Origin of the sequence: Parapedobacter defluvii, from assembly GCF_014642075.1 — a bacterium.
GTDB lineage: Bacteria > Bacteroidota > Bacteroidia > Sphingobacteriales > Sphingobacteriaceae > Parapedobacter > Parapedobacter defluvii.
This window is the reverse complement of the sequence record NZ_BMIK01000020.1, coordinates 1-17,792: the sequence shown is the minus strand read 5'-3', so window position 1 is coordinate 17,792 and position 17,792 is coordinate 1. Positions and strand designations below refer to the sequence as shown.

Here is a 17,792-nt window from a genome sequence, read left to right as displayed (position 1 = left end):
TTATAAATTCGCAGCATGGATAGGCTCATATACCTCGATAACAATGCGACGACACCCCTCGATCCGCGGGTACTGGAGGCGATGATGCCTTATTTGACCACGCAGTTTGCCAATGCATCCAGCGTGACCCATCGGGCCGGTCGGGCCGCTGCCGCCGCCGTGGAAAAGGCGCGGGGGCAGGTGGCGTCACTCATCGGAGCCACCGAAAAGGAAATTACCTTTACATCGGGATCTACAGAAGCCATCAACATGGTATTGAAAGGCGTTTTTGAGCGGTATCAAACCAAAGGCCGGCATTTCATTACGTGCCAGACTGAACACAAAGCGGTGCTGGACACCTTTGCCTATTTGGAAAAGCAGGGGGCTGAGGTTACCTATTTGCCGGTATCCGGTTCGGGTGCACTTGATCTGGCATTATTGGAAGCGTCTATCCGCCCCGACACCGTACTGGTGGCGCTGATGCATGCCAATAATGAAACCGGCGTGCTGCATCCCGTGCGTGACATTGGGAAGATTACGATGCGCCGTGATGTGCTTTTCTTCTGCGATGCAACCCAATCGGTGGGGAAAGTTCCGGTGAATGTTACGGAAATAGGGGTGGACCTGCTTTGCCTGAGCGCGCACAAACTCTATGGCCCCAAAGGGGTAGGGGCATTGTATATCCGCCGCCGGAACAAGCGCATACAGACCGGCGTCCTGCTGCATGGCGGGGGGCAGGAAAATAAACTCCGTGCGGGAACACTGAATGTACCCGGTATTGTCGGGCTGGGGGAAGCGGCCAGCATCGCCCAAAAAGAAATGGATACGGAATCGTTGCGTTTGGCAACGTTGCGGGATAAACTGGAAAGCGGGTTAACCAGGCTTCCCGCCACGGTTGTAAACGGACTGGGTAGCCCCCGGCTGCCCAATGTCAGCAACATCGCATTCAGGCATCTCAAGGCCGATCAACTGATGGTGGGGGTTCCGGATATCGCGCTATCTTCCGGATCGGCGTGCGTAAGCGGTACACGGGATCCGTCCCATGTGTTGAAGGCCATGGGGCTGTCAGATGCGGACGCACACGCTTCCGTCCGTTTCAGCTTAGGAAGATTCACGACCGATGAAGACATCCGAACCTGTATCTGTGAAGTGACCGAAACGGTAAACAGCCTGCGGGCATCTTCGCCCATTTGGCAATTACACAATAATGAATAAACAATATCCTTTTGGCAGCTAAAAACAATATCTTAATTATCGGTGCATTCGACCGTTTCAATTACGGCGATCTATTATTTCCCCTGGTTATCGAGGAGCAGCTCAATACGTACGGCAAGCCTTTTGACGCGTCTTATTTCGGCATTGTCAGCAGCGACCTCCGGGCATTGGGAGGGAAGCCTACGAAAGATATCCGCGACTTTTATAACGAATGCAACCGGCATTCGGGGCATACAAGCATCATTGTGGCCGGGGGCGAGGCAGTGGCGGTTACGTGGAGCTCGTTGCTTTTGTCGCTCAACAAAACATTTAAGCGCACGCGGCGTTTTCACGACCGCCTAAATAAGGTGTTTGATCTCAATGCATTGGCCAAAAGGATTTTGCACGGGCAGACGGAGCTGCCGTTTGTGTTTACCCGTTCGGATTTCAAGGGTGTGGACCATGTGGTTTTCAATTCCCTTGGTGGCTCGGAATTGAATCCTGCGATCTTTGACCGCTATCCGCGTCTGCGTGATCGGTTGCGTCAGGTAGACTATTTTGCCGTCAGGGATGAGGCTACACAAAATAACTTAAAAGCCCAGGATGTAGAAACCGTGCTGTACCCCGATTCGGCTATCCTGATGTCTAAATTCTATCCGCGTTCTGTACTTATCAACCGGATTTCCCCGCCCATTGCGGACTATGTGCACAAAAATCAGGGAAATTACTTATTTTTTCAGATCAAAAACAACCACGCCAAAACGAACGAAGCGCGTATTGCTGAACAACTGGATGCCATTGCCGCGCATTATCCCGATGTTCGCCTCTGTCTTTGCCCCATCGGGAAGGCGCTCAATCACGATGATCACCTGGCCCTGCGACGCATCGCTCCGTTGCTGAAACATCCAAGTACCGTATTTGAGGAAGTCAGTATCTGGGACATCATGTGTTTGATTTCCCATGCAAAGGCATACATGGGCACAAGTCTCCACGGCGCGATTACGGCCATGAGTTACGCCGTGCCCTATGTAGGGGTGGTCGTGCCTAAACTCAACAGTTACCTGCAAACATGGGGCGTGGCCGGTATAAACCGTACGGTGACGTTGGACGGGTTATACCGGGGATTCGAGGAGGCTATTGGGGTTGACGTGGCACTGCTGGAACGGTTACAGATGCAACAGATCAAGGCCGCCGAAGCTTCGTTTTCAAACATTGCACAATTGGTGCTGCATGAGGATCGGTAACGCATATGAACCCGAACATCCTGACACCAGAAGTACAGCATTACCTGCGTGAGCGTGAGGCGGCCGCACCTACGGAGATAGCCCTGCAGAAGAGTCCTTTTCCGGACGTGTCTGCGTTTGAACTTGCTCAGCAACTGGACTCCCGCCAGCGGTGCCGGAAAAAACTGCCGCGCTGGTATGAAACTCCCGGTATCTATTATCCGGAAAAGCGTTCTGTGGAACAAGCATCGTCACAGGTTACGGCCGATTATAAGGCCAGCCTTATTTCTCCCGGAACACGCGTAGCAGACCTCACGGGAGGGATGGGGGTGGACTCCCTCTTTTTTGCCGGCAGGGCAGAAGCGGTGGTCCATTGCGAAACAAACGGGGAACTTTCGCAAATTGCCCGGCATAATGCTTTTCAATTGGGCGTACACAACATCGATTTCAGGGTAACGGATGGCTTAGCATATCTGCAAAGTCAGGCCGTTGATACGTTTGACTGCATTTACCTGGATCCGTCGCGGCGGGTAGGACACCGCAAAGTCTTCCGGCTGGAAGATTGCGAGCCGGATGTGGTGGAAGTACAAAATTGGCTGCTGGAAAAGGCGAAAAAGAACCTCATCAAATGTGCACCATTGCTTGATATCTCAGCCGCGTTGGAGCGGCTTCACGGGGTCAGCGAAATTCATATTGTCAGTGTTGATAACGAATGCAAGGAGTTACTGTTTATCCGTATACGTGGATACCAGGATACCCCCCGTATGGTCGTTGCTGCACTAGGAGGGAAGACCGCTAAGCTTGCATTTGATGCGGACGCCGAGAAAACAGCGGTTGCCCGGTTCGGCGATCCGGAGGAATACCTCTATGAACCCGATGCGGCCTTTCTGAAAGCAGGTGCTTTTAAATTCATCTCGCAGCATTACGGAATTCATAAACTGCACACCCACACCCATCTCTACACATCGACCCAACGGATACCCGATTTCATCGGCAAAACCTATCGCGTACGCAACGTGGTTCAGTATGCTGATTTTAAGAAAAGTAAAGACCCCGTTTACGCAACGATCAGTACCCGCAACTTTCCGGTGAATGTGAATGCATTGCATCAGCGCCATAAGATCCATGACAGCGGCGACATGCATTTGTTTTTCTGCACGGGAGGTAAAGACCGGCTTTTGGTCATCTTTGCATCAAAATGCTAAAGCTGCCTTGCGTACGGCAGGTACAATGCGGTACTTTGCAAACATGGCTAAACAACTCAAACTTTCTGCACTGGATCTCTCCGTGGTGATTGAAGGCGGCGATGCCGCCACGGCGATCGCGCGCACGGTCGAAGTAGCACGTTACGTGGAACAGCTGGGGTACGAGCGCATCTGGCTCGCCGAGCATCACAATATGGAATATATTGCCAGTTCGGCAACTTCCGTCCTTATCGGGCATGTGGCGGGTAACACAACGCACATCCGTGTTGGATCAGGCGGAATCATGTTGCCCAACCATGCCCCACTGGCTATTGCCGAGCAGTTCGGTACGTTGGAGACCCTGTACCCGGGGCGTATTGACCTCGGACTGGGCCGCGCGCCGGGCACCGACCAGCTGACCGCCATGGCCCTCCGCCGCAATAACCTGAATACGGCATATCATTTTCCCTCAGACATCCGGGAACTGCAGCAGTATTTCAGCAACGATAACAGCGACGGACGGGTGCGGGCATTTCCGGGAGAGGGGCTGGACATTCCAATCTGGGTATTGGGCTCAAGTACCGACAGTGCCTACCTGGCCGCGGAGATGGGCTTGCCTTATGCATTTGCTGCACATTTTGCCCCGACGCAGTTCCGCACGGCCATCGCCTTGTACCGTGAGCATTTCAAGCCATCGGCACAACTAAGTATCCCGTATGTACTCACCTGTGTAAACGTGATCGCTGCCGATACGGACGAAGAGGCCCATCGGTTGGCTACCAGCATGTACCGCATGTTCCTGGGGATTGTGACCAATACGCGCAGACCGTTACAGCCACCGGTACCATCCATGGATCCCTACTGGTCGCCGGATGTGGAAAATGCTGTCAAGCAGATGACCGCCTGTACATTCATCGGAAGCCCCGATTCATTGGCATCGCAGCTTTCCCGCTTCGTGGCTGAAACCGGCATCGACGAGCTGATGACCACCGGCAACATATACGATCAGGGAGCGAGACTGAAATCGTACCGGATTCTGAAAGAAGTACTGTCTTAGTCCGTTATTCCAGGCCGCTCACACCGCCGGATACGACAAGTTTCATGGCATCCGTGGCACTCATATTCAGTGGTTTTACACGTTCGGTTTTAACAATGACCACCTGTCCGGCAAACGAATAGGAATACGGAAAATATACGACCACCTCGCCGCTAAGACCGATTTTATGAAGATCGTGCTGCGTCAGAAAGCCGATTTTTTTCAATCCGGTTTCATTCACCTCCACCAGTACCGGTTCGTTGAACTTCTTGGCGTCGCCCACAAATGCTTCCGTAAAATCCTTGATAGACGAATACAGGGTATTGAACAGGGGAATCCGGTTAATGAGGTTGTTGAACCAGGCGATTATGGGTTCCGTGACGACATTGGTGAATATCATCCCCACAACAACGAGCACAACAATAACGGTCAGTATCCCCAAACCCGGTACATAGAGCGGCCGTCCGGCTTCGTCTTCCCAGAACCAGCCGCTTAAGTTGAGCGCCGAGTCGATACTCGCCACGATCCAGACGATCAAAAACAACGCTCCCGCTAACGGAAGCACCACCAATGTGCCCTTGATTAAATAATTAAAAAATAGCCGTATTGTTTTGTTCTTCATTGTTGTAAATTTTCTTCTCGTACTTCTAACCTCGTACTTCTAACCCCGTACTTCGTACCTACCCATAATAATACACCCGCTTGACGCGTTGCGATATTCCCGTCAGCAGTTCATAAGGAATGGTACCGATAGTGCCCGCCAGTTTTTCCACGTCGCCGAAGACGATCACTTCATCGCCTTCCCTTACTTCCAGGCCGCTGATATCCAGCATGGTCATGTCCATGCAGATGTCTCCCACGGTAGGTACGGTGGTATTTCCGATCCTCATCTGACCCACGCCATTGCCGAAGCGCCGGTCGTATCCATCCGCATAGCCAATGCTTACGGTAGCGATGGTGCTGTCTTTTGTTAACATGCCGTTCCTGCCATACCCCACACTTTCTCCCGCGGGTACCTGCCTGGTTTGGATGACCGTCGTTTTCAGTGAACTGGCGGGTTGAAGCGACAGCGACTGCCCGCCCTCGTTACCAATTCCATACAGACCGATACCGAGGCGTACCATATCAAAGTGTGCCTGCGGCCAGCGCTGGATACCAGCGGTATTGGCAATGTGCCGGATAACGGGATACCCCAAAGCGGTTGTTAGCCGTGTCGCAAATTTACTGAATTCATGCAATTGATTTTCAGTAAAAGCATCGTGCTCGGGTGCTCCGGCAGCCGCTAAATGGGAAAATATGGAACGAACTTTTACTGCAGCTGTATTTTTTAAGTAGTTTATTAACAAATCAATATCGGATATCGAAAATCCTAACCGGTGCATTCCGGTATCCAGTTTGAGGTGAATGGGATATGCAGACTGACCCTTTTCGGTCAACGCTCCGATAAAATCGGTTAATATGGCAAAGCTGTAGATCTCCGGTTCTAACCGGTGTGCTAACAACGCGTCAAAGGATGCCGGTCTCGGACTCATCACCATAATGGGTAATTGGATACCTGCTTTCCGTAATTCCACACCTTCGTCTACATAAGCCACCGCCAGGTAATCTACTTTATTGAATTGAAGCAGATTGGCTACCTCGAAACTGCCGCTTCCATAGGAAAAGGCTTTTACCATGACCATCAGCTTTACCGAAGGAGGTAGAAGAGATTTATATTGATTGAGGTTATGCTCAACCGCGTTTAGATTGATCTCGAGTACGGTATCGTGTGATTTGGCCGTCAGCAATCGGCTGATGCGTTCAAAGGCATATTTTCTTGCACCTTTTAACAAGATGGCTTCATCCTGGAATGTCAGCGACGGAAATGCAGCCAGAAAAGACGCGGTGTCTGGAAACGCTTCGTGTGTCAAAAAGGTGAATTGGGAGGTGTGCTTCTGCAGTCCGGGCCCAATTGTTATTAATCTATTTACTTGACTTTCTTTCAGTAAATTGGATACATTTTCATAAACTTTATCTTCGTCATCGGAAGCACCTGGTATATCTGATAGTACCAGCGTTAGTTTCGTGTGCTGCCGCTGTTGCTGCAAAAAATCCAGGGCAATGGCAAGCGATGACAGGTCGTTGCTGTAACTGTCATCTACCACGGTGCATTGGTTGATCCCTTTTTTCATTTCCAGTCGCATTTCGATGGGTTGAAGCAAAGCGATCCGTTCGCTGATGGTTGCCTGTTCGTATCCCATGGCAAGCATCACGGCCCAGCAGCAGACCGCATTTTCACGGGCTGCCGCGTCGGCGAACGGGATGACAACCGTTATTTCTTCACCCCGGTACCGGGCGTATATCCGGCAGCGGTTTCCGGCCAGCAATTGATGGTTTATTACCTGTAGCGTTTCCCCCTCCGTTCCCCAGGTTATCTGCTTCCCGGTTGGGGGTACCGGCACACCACGGAGGTATCCGGGCGAAAAAACCGCTGTTTCAGCGCCTTCGAAAAGCCTGAGTTTTTCGGCTATTTTCTCATCGAGTGATGAAAACCCTTCCTCGTGGGCAGGCCCTATATTCGTTAATACGGCAATATCCGGCCGGATCATGCGTTGCAGGACCGCCATTTCTCCCGGGCGGCTGATGCCGGCTTCAATAATCGCCAGGTCGGCGGCGGGACCCAGCTGCCACAGTGACAAGGCGACCCCGATCTGTGAGTTGTAGCTTTTGGGGCTGCGCGCAATGCGGTATTCGGGCGACAGCAATTGGACCAGCCATTCCTTGACGACCGTTTTTCCGTTGCTTCCCGTAATGCCGATCACGGGGTGTGTAAAACGGTCTCGGTGACGTGAAGCCAGCGTTTGAAGTGCTTCCAATGTATCCGGTACAACCAGGAAATTGGCGCCCGGAAAAGCGGATGATTCAACTTTACCATGGGTCACCACAAAGTTCCGTACACCCTGGGCATATGCATCGCGGATATATGCGTGGCCGTCACGCCGCCCTTCCAGCGCAAAAAACAGCCCATGCACGGTATCCGATAGTTTTCTGCTGTCATAAAGCAATGTGGCTACGGTGGCCGTATCGTCTGCAATGGAAATGCTGACCGTTGGTATCATGGCCGAAATCTGCCGGATGGTGTAAAGCCGTTCGTCTGTATCCATGGCACGAATTTCAACATTTTTTAGGTACTGATCTAATTTTTTACCATTTTGGCTGCATGGAGCGTGTGGCGGCAAAAATGAAGGCAGAGGCCTACTGTGCCTATCAGGAACGGTCGCAGCAGGAAGTGCGCGACAAGCTGTATGGCTGGGGGCTTCACCAGGCGGATGTGGAGGCGGTCATAGCCGATCTGATTGCCGATAATTTCCTCAACGAAGAGCGGTTTGCATTGGCTTATGCATCGGGCAGGTTCCGCATGAAGGGATGGGGAAGGTACAAAATTAAGCAGGGCCTGATGCAGAAATCGGTGTCTGTACCACTCATACAGGTAGCATTGTCTAGTTTGAATGAACGGGAATACCGGGAAAAGTTACTTTCCATTCTGCAGGCAAAGGCACGGTTGGAAAAAGAAAAGCAACCTTATAAGCGGAAAAATAAGCTGTTTCAATATGCGTTAAGTAAGGGGTATGAAAGCGATCTGATCCTTGAACTCTTGAATGACAACGAATTGTGATTTTTTTAAAAAAAATTATTGACAGATGCCGAAAACTGCACTATATTTGCATCCACAAACAGCAAGCGAAAGTAGCTCAGTTGGTAGAGCGCAACCTTGCCAAGGTTGAGGTCGCGAGTTCGAACCTCGTCTTTCGCTCCAAGAGATCCCTTCTTCTTGCAAAAAAAGAGAAGGGATTTATTGTTAGTACCTACTTCGTTGCCTGGATGGTGGAACTGGTAGACACGCAGGACTTAAAATCCTGTTCGCCCTAAAGCGAGTGCGGGTTCGATTCCCGCTCCAGGTACTAAATGTTAAAAAGAGGTAATCCAACCTGACGTTGGATTACCTCTTTTTAATTTACCATCCTGGTGTTTTTGGTGTCTGCAGGTGTATGATGAATAGAAAGCGGCGGACAGTCTACCGTATCCACCCTATTTTGTCCAAAGGATATTTTATAACTTTATTGTCATAATCACGCTAAATCATATTATTATTTATAATCATTATAAATAATTTATACTTTCGTCCACAGTAAGTACCGAAACTTATTACCATATAAGTCCTGTTTACCCGCATACAACATGGTATGTGGGTAAAACAGGCACAAATACGAGTTTTATGGAGGATAATTCCTGAACAATATGGCAAAAGTAACTCCTGAGTTATTCGAAGTTTTGAACGATTCGAAAGTGGAAATCACTTTAACGAGATTATACAGAGCCGCATTGCAGCAGGGATGGAGTATGGTGTTGCATTTTCTGCCAAAGGTTTTTAAGCTCCCGAAGAAAACTAAAAATAAAAACTTTAAAACGGATGTTATGGCCACAGCACTAAAACGAACTGTACCGCCGTTTCCGGAGGTATTGCCTGACGAATCCGAACAATAGCAGCAGTATGGGCGGCAAGGCAACATTCAGTAGCTGCCAATAGATCCGCTCTTCCTTGATTTTTACCGGGTCCAACAAGCGCAGTTTGATTTCCTTTCCCCGCAATGCAATGATATCGGCATCGTCGATCAGGTAGTCAATCGCATTAAGCAGGAAGGACTTGTTGCCGTATTGTTGTTCCGTATAACGGTCCCAGCCTAGCGGGTACGGCGATCCGTCGGTGGGGTTAACCTGTCCCTTGATCACATCCCCGTCGGCAATGGCAACCATTTTTGCTGGTTTTCCCCGTTCGGGTATTTGGACCGTGCGATTGATCCCTTGAGGTACCGGCCGGTTCGTGAACACCGAAGGAAAGGATCCTTCCAATAGTGCCGCTACCGGGTAAGGCTTGTTTTTAAATTGTGTAGGATCGGGTGTTTCCTCCACGAGTTGAAGCGAAACTGTTGCCGGGAGATTCAATAACCGGGAAAACGGTGAGGATTGAAGGATGATCGACTTACGGATACCGGGTACCGCGATCGTGTCCAGCGTGCCTGTAAATTCACTGCGGATGCCATCCAGGTTTTTAACCACGGGATGCGAGGAGGTGGGCATAAAGACGGGATAGAACAGCCAGGGGGCAAGCTCAATCTGCGATTGGGTGCCTACATTGCCCATTGTCAGCGGAATTTGTGCGCAATTCATGTCAGCCACGATGTCATAGTTGAATCGTATTCCATAGGTAAACAGTAGGTCGTCGAGGTTCAACTGCCTGGCAATAACGGTTTGGTTGCCCGTGGTGCGCATGCTGTCCAGTTCGGCATCCGTTTGGTCAATTGCCCAAAGCATGCTTCCGCCGCCCATCACAAATTGATCAATTTTGAATTTCTCTGCTTCTGTAAACGGCCGGGTTGGTTTGGCGACAACCAGTGCCGCCAGCTGGTTCAACCCTTCCGATGTAATGCTGTCGAGGTTTACAAATCCAACTTGGAATCCGGCTGTCAGGGTCTGAATCGCGTCGTAGAGCGATCGGTTGTCCAATTCACCATGGCCTTCTGTAAAACCGATGAGGGGCCTGCCACCGGATATTACCTTGCGCAATGCAGATACAAATGCGTATTCGAGGTTTTGAATGGAATTGTTGAGTACGGTCTCGTGAGACGCCCCAGCGCGGCTTAGCAGCAGATGTACGGGAATTTCATGATCACCGTACGTAATCAATGCTGCCGGAAAGATCAATTGCTGGGAGAATCCGGTTTCCGTACGTACATTCAGGTTGGTGGGGGTGATGCCCCGATCGGCAAGTGCTTCCGTATTAGCCTGCTGTTGTTGTGTGTTTCCATCCAGTGGGTTTACGACCCTGAATGTTACCTTGCCTGCTGAATAGGAGGCTAAGTCGCTCAATAGGTCGACGGTTGCTCTTTTCAATCGCTCAAAACCCGAAGGGAGACGGCCATCGAGCAGTATCGTAATATGGGCATCCTGTTGAAGGTTGCTTACGGTCTGTTTGGCTAAAGGCGACAGCGTAAACCGTTTTTCTGCAGTAAAATCGATACGGGTGAAATACAGGGAACCCAGTGTATGGACCAAAAAGAGCCCTGCAATAAAACCCAAATCAATGATTCCATTTTTTTTCCACGTGCTCCGTTGTCTATTTAGTACCCTATGTGTACATCCTAAGAAAACAGCGACCATACAGGCAAAATACAGGGCGTCGCGGCTATCCAACACACCCCGGCTGATGGCATCGTAGTGGGACTGCGCGCCCAAACGAGATACCTGGTAGGCATGGTCCGCTAAAATGGGCAAGGTACCAAGTGCATCAAATGCGTAAAACAACAGGAACGACAGGAGAAGGGCGGTTAAGAATGCGACAATCACATTGCGGCTAAGGGCCGAAGTGAACAAACCAATGGCCGTAAAAACAGCCCCTAAGAAGAGTAAACCGAGGTAAGAACCGATCCATGCCCCGACATCTACATTACCTTCCGGAAGTGCCAACCGGTAAACCGCACAGCCGTAGATAAACGTTGGCAACAGTGCCAGGAATACGACGGTAAGACTTCCGAGGTATTTGCCGCATAACAGATGCCACATTCGCAAGGGCCGCGTAAGTAGCAGTTCCCAGGTGCCGTCGGCCTTTTCCCCTGCGATGCTCCGCATGGTAACGGCCGGAATGAGAAACATAAACAAGTAAGGGCTGAGCTGGAAAAAGCTTTCCAACGTGGCATAGCCATAATCGAGGATGCTGGTGTCTGGAAATACCCACAAAAGAAGGCCGGTAATCAGCAAAAACAGGCCGATCACTAAATACCCTGTGAGCGAATTGAAATAAGCCGCGATTTCTTTTTTGTAGATACTCAGCAATTCCTTGGTGATTTAATGCCCCGAAAATAGGAAAAAACGTTTAGGAAACAATAACTGTGGGGCGGTTTCAATGAAGCCGCTGCGCCCTGTCGAGGTTGTCAGTTGCTTGCAATACCTTACGCATCAGTATCAGGTTGTAGTCCGGATGATCTGTGAGGAAATCCTGAAGTATCTCATAAGCCTCTTTGGAGCGATACCGCCCGATGGTGGCAGACAGCCACCGCTTGGGGAAGAAAATATCGCCTGTCTGCTGGATTTCCTGGAGCAACTCCAATGATACGCCGATGTGCGCAACAGCATCGGCTTGGCGCAAGGGATGGTGGATGTAGTTCATGGCCGAAAGTACCCAATCTTCCTTTTCCCTGTTTTTTTCATCCCTCATGGACAAGAAAAAAGTATCCCGCACCTGTGAATCGGCCGATAAGGCAGGCAGCAGGAAATCGAACCGCTGGCGTTTGTCCGGATTAGTGAGTGACGCTTTTGCTTTTTTCAGAATCTCGCCCGATAGGGGATGGCTGTACACAGCCAGGTCCATGGCTATTCCGGAGAAATCATCGTTATTCAATTTCAGGTCGGGAAAGGAGAGCGTCTTATTCCACAGTTGGTACAACCGCTCCCGACCTTCGCCTGAATAGGCGAGGGAGCGGTAGAGTTGGAAGAGTGATTTTTTAAGGTTGGCCGACCTGCCCTTGGACTGGAGCATCCGGAACAAATAGGGCTCCAACTGTTGTTGAAAATGATTGCGGGCCTCTTCAGGCAGGAAATGCCAAAATACGGCGTCCAAACTTCCCACCAAATACTCCAATATCAACTCATTGGATTCAACGGCCAATGCCCCGCGCATTTCTTCAATGAACGGCTCCACGGGATAGTTTCCGTTTACCAATTGTTCATAACAATTCACGTAGCCATACCCCCTGGCAACGTCGTCTTTAAGAGACATCAAATCCTTCACCGTATGGTCGGTAACAGGGAAGACCCCGCAGCCAAGCCCATCATAATTATAGATAATGGACATTGGTCGCTTGGCACCTACGGCGGTTGAGAGCGATAGCTCCCTGCCCGTGATGTTCACGGGGATTTCGACGATAGTATCGGGATACACCAGCGCCACCGAAAACCGCTGCGGCCATATGAGGGCCCTGCCATCCTCGGCATGCTGGGCAAGCGTGAAGGACCGGATGGTGCTGTCGTTGTCATAGCGAACATCTGCGTCGAAAACCGGCCTGCCCGCCTGGTTTACCCATACGTCACTCCACTGTTTCAGGTCGATATCGGTCTTTTCGTCCCATATCGCAATCAGGTCGTCCCATTCGGCATTCCCATAGGCATACCGCTTGAGGTAGGCTTGGACACCCTCGCGGAACCGGTTCTGCCCGATGGCTTTTTCCAACTGCCTCATCATGATGGGCGCCTTATCGTAGATGATGTTCCCGTACATAGAGCCTGCTTCCTTCAGGTTAGCCAGCCGTTGCCGGATCGGGTTGGTACCTTTGGTCCGGTCTTCACCATAAGCTGCGGGGTAATGCCCCATCACGAAAGACAGGTCATGATTGACCTGTGGGAATGCAGGGTTCACAATTTTATCGGCCATGAAGTTGGCAAAAACTTCCTTCAGCCACACGTCGTCAAACCACACCATCGTCACCAGATCGCCAAACCTGCACTTTGTCGCTGTCGTTTTCCCGGTAGAGGAAACGCATATCCATGCTGTCTAGCCGCTGTGCTGCCACCGCAAATTTGCCGGCCACAAACGAAAACAGGTAAGTGCTGATTTTATCGGTCTTGCCAAAGCGATGTTCGGTATGAGTCTCCTTTTCTTCGGTATGGCTTTCCTCCCTCGTAGTCGTGAGCACCTCCCAATCTTTCGGTGCCGTGATGGTCAGCTGATAGGTAGCCTTCAGATCGGGCTGATCAAAACAGGGGAATAACGTGCTGGCTCTGTCCGGAACCAGTAGCGTATACAGAAAGTCGTCATTTCGGTTGAGCGACAGCTCTCCGGCGATGAAGTCTATCGCAATGATATTCTCTCCTTCATGCAGCACATCGGCAGCGATGATCAAATGCTCCTGCTCATGGTCGATAGCCGTTTCCACACCATTCACTGTCAACGCCAGCAGATGGGATTTGTCTTCATTGAAATCCAGGTATAGTGGCTGATCCAGCGCATGAAGCACCACTTCCAGCGAGAGGTGTGCACGAATGGGCTGCCCGCGGTCTTCCGGGATGGAAAACGAAAGCCTATAGTGGATGTCCGAGAGCTGCCCACGGCGGTATTCGGCCATCTTTTCGGGAATACCCACATCCAGCAGGTTCTGCCGCTTTGCGCCCTGCTGACAAGCGGTTATAAAAAATATGCCCGCTACGAGATAAAGGCAATCCGGTATTTTCATTTAACTCCTATCTAATGGTTTTTAAAAATACGATAAAAGAGATTGGATGCAAGCTTCGTAGTTTGTTTTTGAGCCGCTTTCATATCTGTCAAGTTGATATTGCTTCGAGCCATCTAATGCTCGACTTATCAAAGTCAAACCCATAAACCGTGTCCTGTCAGTACTAGTAATGCGAGTTTGGAAGCTAAGAATATTCAGGATCTTTCCAAAATAATGAGAGATCTTGAAAGTGACTTCAGGAAAAAGGCCTCGGCGATCCATTTTACATTCAGAAGTACATCATGCGATAGAGAAGGCAATAAGATAGGCGAGAAAAATCAACGGTTTGATGTCATTTCCTATCATCAATTCGATTTTGCCGATCAGGTTGTGACGCAATTTATTTATGAAGGAGGAAGATTCAAAACCTACAAATTCATTCGAATGGCGTGAGAGAAATTTGGTTTAGCAAATCCGGCGTCAATTTAGGTTACGATTATCAAGATGGTTTAAGGTGGTCTTTTTATGAGTTATCCCGGGTTCAATAAAACATGATCAGATTATACTTGATTTGGCTGGAAAAAATTACTAAAAATTTCAGTATTTTAAAACGTTTCCCTATATTAGCATCGTAAACTAATCAAGTAACCAACATAATCGTTAATGAAATAGCTAGAGTAATGTCATCCTATTACCTATGAATTATTTTTTAGAAGAACTCGATAGCGGCACGTTTGAAAAATTAACTAATACCTTTTGCCAGCAACTGCTTGGCATGGGAGTCATCTCTTTTTCTGAAGGAAAAGATGGTGGTCGGGATGGAGTGTTTACGGGCAGGGCTGAGCGGTTCCCTTCCGATACCGATCAGCGGTGGGAAGGAAAGTTTATCATCCAGGCTAAACATACCTCAAATCCTGTTGCTTCCTGCTCCGACGGAGAGTTTCAACGATTGATTCAAAATGAAGAAATCCCCAAGCTAAAAAAGCTCCGTCAAGATGGAGCCGTCGATTGCTACCTATTATTTACGAATCGAAAATACTCCGGTATCGCAGGCGAGGCGCTTTGCGAAAAAATACGTAAAGAAACCGGCATACCCAACGTAGCTATAATCGGCAAGGAAACCATTAACAACCAATACCTCAATTCCAATAAAAATATCGTTCGGCAATACCAATTGGATATGCTGCGTATTCCTTTTGATTTTTCCGACGAGGAAATTAAAAACATCATTGTCGCATTAAAACAACATTGGCCAGCTATTTCTGACGATGTCAAACGACAGGCGGAAGCTCTCAAATATGACTTCGATAAAATTAAAATCGACGAAAAGAATACCAAAAATGGGCTAGGGGAGGCCTATTATGTAAACGAACTGCTTGGTAGGTCTCTTATGGATTTCAATAAGATACAAGCGTTTTTGGATAACCCCATCAACGACACCATAAAGGAGCAATATTTTGATATCGCTGTCGAATTGAGTAACATCATTACCATGAAAAGAAGTAACTTTGCAGCGTTCGAGGAAATATTCCTCTATATCTATAAGCGGATCTGTGATGGCAATACGGCGTTGCTCGGCGGTAAACGCCATGTAATTACGCTATTGCATTACATGTATGTAGAATGTTTAATCGGTGAGAAATGATACGTCCGGACAGACATACCAACCTGGATTATTCCGTTGTTAATATCAGCGCTTTCATCCTAAAGGAGCTGAACGCGTATTACCACATCAGCTATGATACCCTGCTGCATAAAGTTACCGATACCTTGGGCAGTCAGGCGCGCGAGAATTACCCTTATGCACTGAACTTTCTTTTCCTGTTGGGTAAGTTAAACTACGATCAGTCCACCGATTCATTTCGTTACAATGAAACTAAGTAAACTCTATTGTAGCGACGCAGGTTTTAAAAACGTACGGTTCAATCTCCGTGGGCTGAGTGTCATCTATGCCGATGTTATTGCGGACGATGCACCGACTAAGAATAAAGAAAAGAAAAACTCGCACAGCTTGGGTAAGACCAAGCTGGCCGAGTTGATTGACTTCCTGTTTCTCAAAGGTGTCAACAGGCAACACTTTCTGTTTAAAGAGAAAAATGGCGAGTTAATTTTTAAAGACCATACCTTTTACTTGGAGCTGCTGCTTAATAGCGGGCGATACCTCACCATCCGGCGAAGCGTAGCTACTCCGACAAAAATATCTTTCGCGTTGCTGGATCAAAGCACCGAAGGGTTCATACCGCCGGTCGAGTGGCAGCAGGAAGACATTTCCTTTCAACCCGCCAAACAGCAATTGGCCGATTACCTTGCGCTGGATTTTTTCAGTAATAAAAAGTACGACTACCGCAAAGCCATCAGCTACAGCATTCGTACTCAGGGCGATTACGAGGATGTGTATAAGCTCTCCAAGTTCAAGCAGGGTAATGATGTGGACTGGAAGCCCTTCATGTTTGACTTGCTGGGTTTTGACGGAAGGCTGCTGGAAGCCAAATACAAAAACGACGATAAACGCAATGATATCAAAGCCTTTATCGAAAATCTGAAGAACGAATATTCCGTTAAGGTCGAAGATCGGGACGACATCGTGGCCCAGATGCAGCAGATTGAAGCCGAATCCAAGGAAATCGAAGCGCGTATTGATAGCTTCAATTTCTATGAGCAGGACAAGCGGTTGATCGATGAAGGCATCGAAGAAATCGAATCCCAGATCAGCGACCTGAACACGTTGTCTTACGGCCTCAATTACGAGATCAGCCGGTTGCAACAGTCCATCCAGAACAAGTTTGCTTTCAATTTGGATAAGGTAAACAAGGTATTTGAAGAATCGTCTGTTTATTTTCCGGATCAGCTAAGAGCCGATTACGATGCGCTGATGCAATTCAACACCGCGCTTACCACGGAGCGCAACAAGCTGCTTAAAGCCACACTGGATAACAAACGGCAGGAGCTGGACGCGCTAAACAAGCAGTTGCAGGATTTGAATGGTCGCAAAGAAAATCTTTTATCGTTCCTTCGCGACACCGATTCCTTCAAGCGGTTCAAGCAATATCAAAAAGACCTGGTTAAGATACAGGGACGGCTGCTTACCTTGGAAAAGCGTCTATCTACAATCGACTTGATTCTGGCCAAGGAACAGGAGCGGGAAAACTTGTTGAAAGATATAGAAAGCACGGTATTGCAGCTTCGGAAGGAGTTTCAGCATACCGAAAAAAATGCGCGCTATGCAGATATCCGAGCCAAGTTTGCCAGCTACTACAAGCGGATTATGGATGAAGACGCGCGAATGTCCTGGTCTGTCAACAACAGTAATAATGTGGATTTTCCGCCGCCGAAGGTGCAGGATAAAGCCGATCTTGAGCAGGACACCGCTAAGGATGATGGCCGTACCTATAAAAAAATGTTGTGCATAGCGTTTGACCTCGCTGTCCTTTGCGCATATAACGGGGAGTCGTATTTCCGCTTCGTATACCACGATGATGTCCTGTCGCAGCAGGATAACGGCATCAAAACCCGGCTTATTCAGCTCGTTCGCGAACTGTCCGCTCAATATGATTTTCAATATATCCTATCCGCAATTAAATCCGATCTACCGCTGGATAATGAGGATCGGCCGGTTTATTTTTCTGATGAGGAAACTATCGTTCGGCTAGATAAGGACGATGTGGGTACGTTGTTTGGTTTTGAGTTTTAGCCATAAAAACTAAATCATTAACCGTAGCTAATTGATAGGGAAGATTACAGCCCACAGCACAGCAAAGTGGAAGTGGCTTAAGGTCATAGAGAGAAAAAAAATAAAGACGGCATAGTGCTATTGGTATCCAATAACTAAAACTAATGATCTTTACGATCCCCAGGAGATTGTATAAGATGATGAACCTGAAGACAATATATCCCAAGAAAAACCTGAGCATGGCCAATAAGGCGGATTACAAGT

14 protein-coding genes and 2 tRNA genes are annotated in these 17,792 nt (G+C 48.9%); 11 read left to right on the top strand and 5 right to left on the bottom strand.

What is annotated here, in order from left to right:
- Positions 1-15 precede the first annotated feature (15 nt).
- Genes IEX60_RS20220 through IEX60_RS20205 form a run of 4 tightly spaced genes read left to right on the top strand, consistent with a single transcriptional unit; the run spans position 16 to position 4,637 of the window.
- The gene (locus IEX60_RS20220; protein ID WP_188753229.1) at positions 16-1,194 is read left to right on the top strand and encodes a cysteine desulfurase family protein; all 1,179 of its coding nucleotides are present in this window, start codon (positions 16-18) and stop codon (positions 1,192-1,194) included.
- An 11-nt stretch (positions 1,195-1,205) separates the two neighbouring features.
- Complete coding sequence (locus IEX60_RS20215; protein ID WP_188753228.1) at positions 1,206-2,417, top strand: polysaccharide pyruvyl transferase family protein; 1,212 nt, start codon at positions 1,206-1,208, stop codon at positions 2,415-2,417.
- 5 nt (positions 2,418-2,422) lie between these two features.
- Positions 2,423-3,601 carry a THUMP-like domain-containing protein gene (locus IEX60_RS20210; protein WP_188753227.1) on the top strand — a complete coding sequence of 393 codons (1,179 nt, stop codon included), beginning with the start codon at positions 2,423-2,425 and terminating at the stop codon, positions 3,599-3,601.
- A gap of 43 nt (positions 3,602-3,644) precedes the next feature.
- The gene (locus tag IEX60_RS20205; RefSeq protein ID WP_188753226.1) at positions 3,645-4,637 is read left to right on the top strand and encodes an LLM class flavin-dependent oxidoreductase; all 993 of its coding nucleotides are present in this window, start codon (positions 3,645-3,647) and stop codon (positions 4,635-4,637) included.
- 4 nt (positions 4,638-4,641) lie between these two features.
- Here IEX60_RS20205 and IEX60_RS20200 read toward each other — a convergent pair whose 3' ends face one another.
- Both IEX60_RS20200 and IEX60_RS20195 read right to left on the bottom strand, forming a co-directional pair.
- Positions 4,642-5,238 carry a DUF502 domain-containing protein gene (locus IEX60_RS20200; RefSeq protein ID WP_188753225.1) on the bottom strand — a complete coding sequence of 199 codons (597 nt, stop codon included), beginning with the start codon at positions 5,236-5,238 and terminating at the stop codon, positions 4,642-4,644.
- Positions 5,239-5,296: 58 nt separating this feature from the next.
- A complete protein-coding gene (locus tag IEX60_RS20195; protein WP_188753224.1) occupies positions 5,297-7,759 on the bottom strand; it encodes a bifunctional UDP-N-acetylmuramoyl-tripeptide:D-alanyl-D-alanine ligase/alanine racemase in 2,463 nt (820 codons plus the stop codon).
- A 56-nt stretch (positions 7,760-7,815) separates the two neighbouring features.
- Here IEX60_RS20195 and IEX60_RS20190 point away from each other — a divergent pair, with 56 nt between their 5' ends.
- From IEX60_RS20190 to IEX60_RS20180, 3 genes are all read left to right on the top strand, one after another.
- The gene (locus tag IEX60_RS20190; RefSeq protein ID WP_188753223.1) at positions 7,816-8,271 is read left to right on the top strand and encodes a regulatory protein RecX; all 456 of its coding nucleotides are present in this window, start codon (positions 7,816-7,818) and stop codon (positions 8,269-8,271) included.
- A gap of 65 nt (positions 8,272-8,336) precedes the next feature.
- Positions 8,337-8,412: transfer RNA gene (locus IEX60_RS20185), tRNA-Gly, on the top strand.
- Positions 8,413-8,471: 59 nt separating this feature from the next.
- Positions 8,472-8,557, top strand: a tRNA-Leu gene (locus tag IEX60_RS20180).
- 526 nt (positions 8,558-9,083) lie between these two features.
- Here the strand turns inward: IEX60_RS20180 and gldG are convergent.
- From gldG to IEX60_RS24880, 3 genes are all read right to left on the bottom strand, one after another.
- Entirely contained in the window at positions 9,084-11,486 is a 2,403-nt protein-coding gene (gldG, locus tag IEX60_RS20175; RefSeq protein ID WP_188753222.1) for a gliding motility-associated ABC transporter substrate-binding protein GldG, read from the bottom strand.
- Positions 11,487-11,553: 67 nt separating this feature from the next.
- Positions 11,554-13,128 (bottom strand): M1 family aminopeptidase, encoded by a 1,575-nt coding sequence (locus IEX60_RS20170; protein ID WP_229717670.1) that lies wholly within the window; start codon positions 13,126-13,128, stop codon positions 11,554-11,556.
- The gene (locus IEX60_RS24880; RefSeq protein ID WP_229717669.1) at positions 13,115-13,879 is read right to left on the bottom strand and encodes a gluzincin family metallopeptidase; all 765 of its coding nucleotides are present in this window, start codon (positions 13,877-13,879) and stop codon (positions 13,115-13,117) included. Before IEX60_RS24880 ends, IEX60_RS20170 begins: the two co-directional genes overlap by 14 nt.
- Positions 13,880-14,092: 213 nt before the next feature.
- Here IEX60_RS24880 and IEX60_RS20165 point away from each other — a divergent pair, with 213 nt between their 5' ends.
- The 4 genes from IEX60_RS20165 (at position 14,093) to IEX60_RS20150 (ending at position 17,549) form a co-directional block, all read left to right on the top strand.
- Entirely contained in the window at positions 14,093-14,311 is a 219-nt protein-coding gene (locus IEX60_RS20165; RefSeq protein ID WP_188753221.1) for a hypothetical protein, read from the top strand.
- Positions 14,312-14,555: 244 nt separating this feature from the next.
- On the top strand, positions 14,556-15,503 hold the full coding sequence (locus tag IEX60_RS20160) for an ABC-three component system protein (RefSeq protein ID WP_188753220.1): 948 nt from the start codon (positions 14,556-14,558) through the stop codon (positions 15,501-15,503).
- Positions 15,500-15,742 carry an ABC-three component system middle component 8 gene (locus IEX60_RS20155; protein ID WP_188753219.1) on the top strand — a complete coding sequence of 81 codons (243 nt, stop codon included), beginning with the start codon at positions 15,500-15,502 and terminating at the stop codon, positions 15,740-15,742. Before IEX60_RS20160 ends, IEX60_RS20155 begins: the two co-directional genes overlap by 4 nt.
- Entirely contained in the window at positions 15,729-17,549 is a 1,821-nt protein-coding gene (locus tag IEX60_RS20150; protein WP_188753218.1) for a DUF2326 domain-containing protein, read from the top strand. Before IEX60_RS20155 ends, IEX60_RS20150 begins: the two co-directional genes overlap by 14 nt.
- Positions 17,550-17,792: the final 243 nt, after the last annotated feature.

Excerpts from the sequence above, each read along its gene's own strand:
- IEX60_RS20220 (WP_188753229.1), top strand. The coding sequence starts at position 16 with ATGGATAGGCTCATATACCTCGATAACAATGCGACGACACCCCTCGAT.
- IEX60_RS20210 (WP_188753227.1), top strand. The coding sequence starts at position 2,423 with ATGAACCCGAACATCCTGACACCAGAAGTACAGCATTACCTGCGTGAG.
- IEX60_RS20205 (WP_188753226.1), top strand. The coding sequence starts at position 3,645 with ATGGCTAAACAACTCAAACTTTCTGCACTGGATCTCTCCGTGGTGATT.
- IEX60_RS20200 (WP_188753225.1), bottom strand. The coding sequence starts at position 5,238 with ATGAAGAACAAAACAATACGGCTATTTTTTAATTATTTAATCAAGGGC.
- IEX60_RS20195 (WP_188753224.1), bottom strand. The coding sequence starts at position 7,759 with ATGGATACAGACGAACGGCTTTACACCATCCGGCAGATTTCGGCCATG.
- IEX60_RS20190 (WP_188753223.1), top strand. The coding sequence starts at position 7,816 with ATGGAGCGTGTGGCGGCAAAAATGAAGGCAGAGGCCTACTGTGCCTAT.
- IEX60_RS20170 (WP_229717670.1), bottom strand. The coding sequence starts at position 13,128 with ATGGTGTGGTTTGACGACGTGTGGCTGAAGGAAGTTTTTGCCAACTTC.
- IEX60_RS24880 (WP_229717669.1), bottom strand. The coding sequence starts at position 13,879 with ATGAAAATACCGGATTGCCTTTATCTCGTAGCGGGCATATTTTTTATA.
- IEX60_RS20165 (WP_188753221.1), top strand. The coding sequence starts at position 14,093 with ATGAGAGATCTTGAAAGTGACTTCAGGAAAAAGGCCTCGGCGATCCAT.
- IEX60_RS20160 (WP_188753220.1), top strand. The coding sequence starts at position 14,556 with ATGAATTATTTTTTAGAAGAACTCGATAGCGGCACGTTTGAAAAATTA.
- IEX60_RS20155 (WP_188753219.1), top strand. The coding sequence starts at position 15,500 with ATGATACGTCCGGACAGACATACCAACCTGGATTATTCCGTTGTTAAT.
- IEX60_RS20150 (WP_188753218.1), top strand. The coding sequence starts at position 15,729 with ATGAAACTAAGTAAACTCTATTGTAGCGACGCAGGTTTTAAAAACGTA.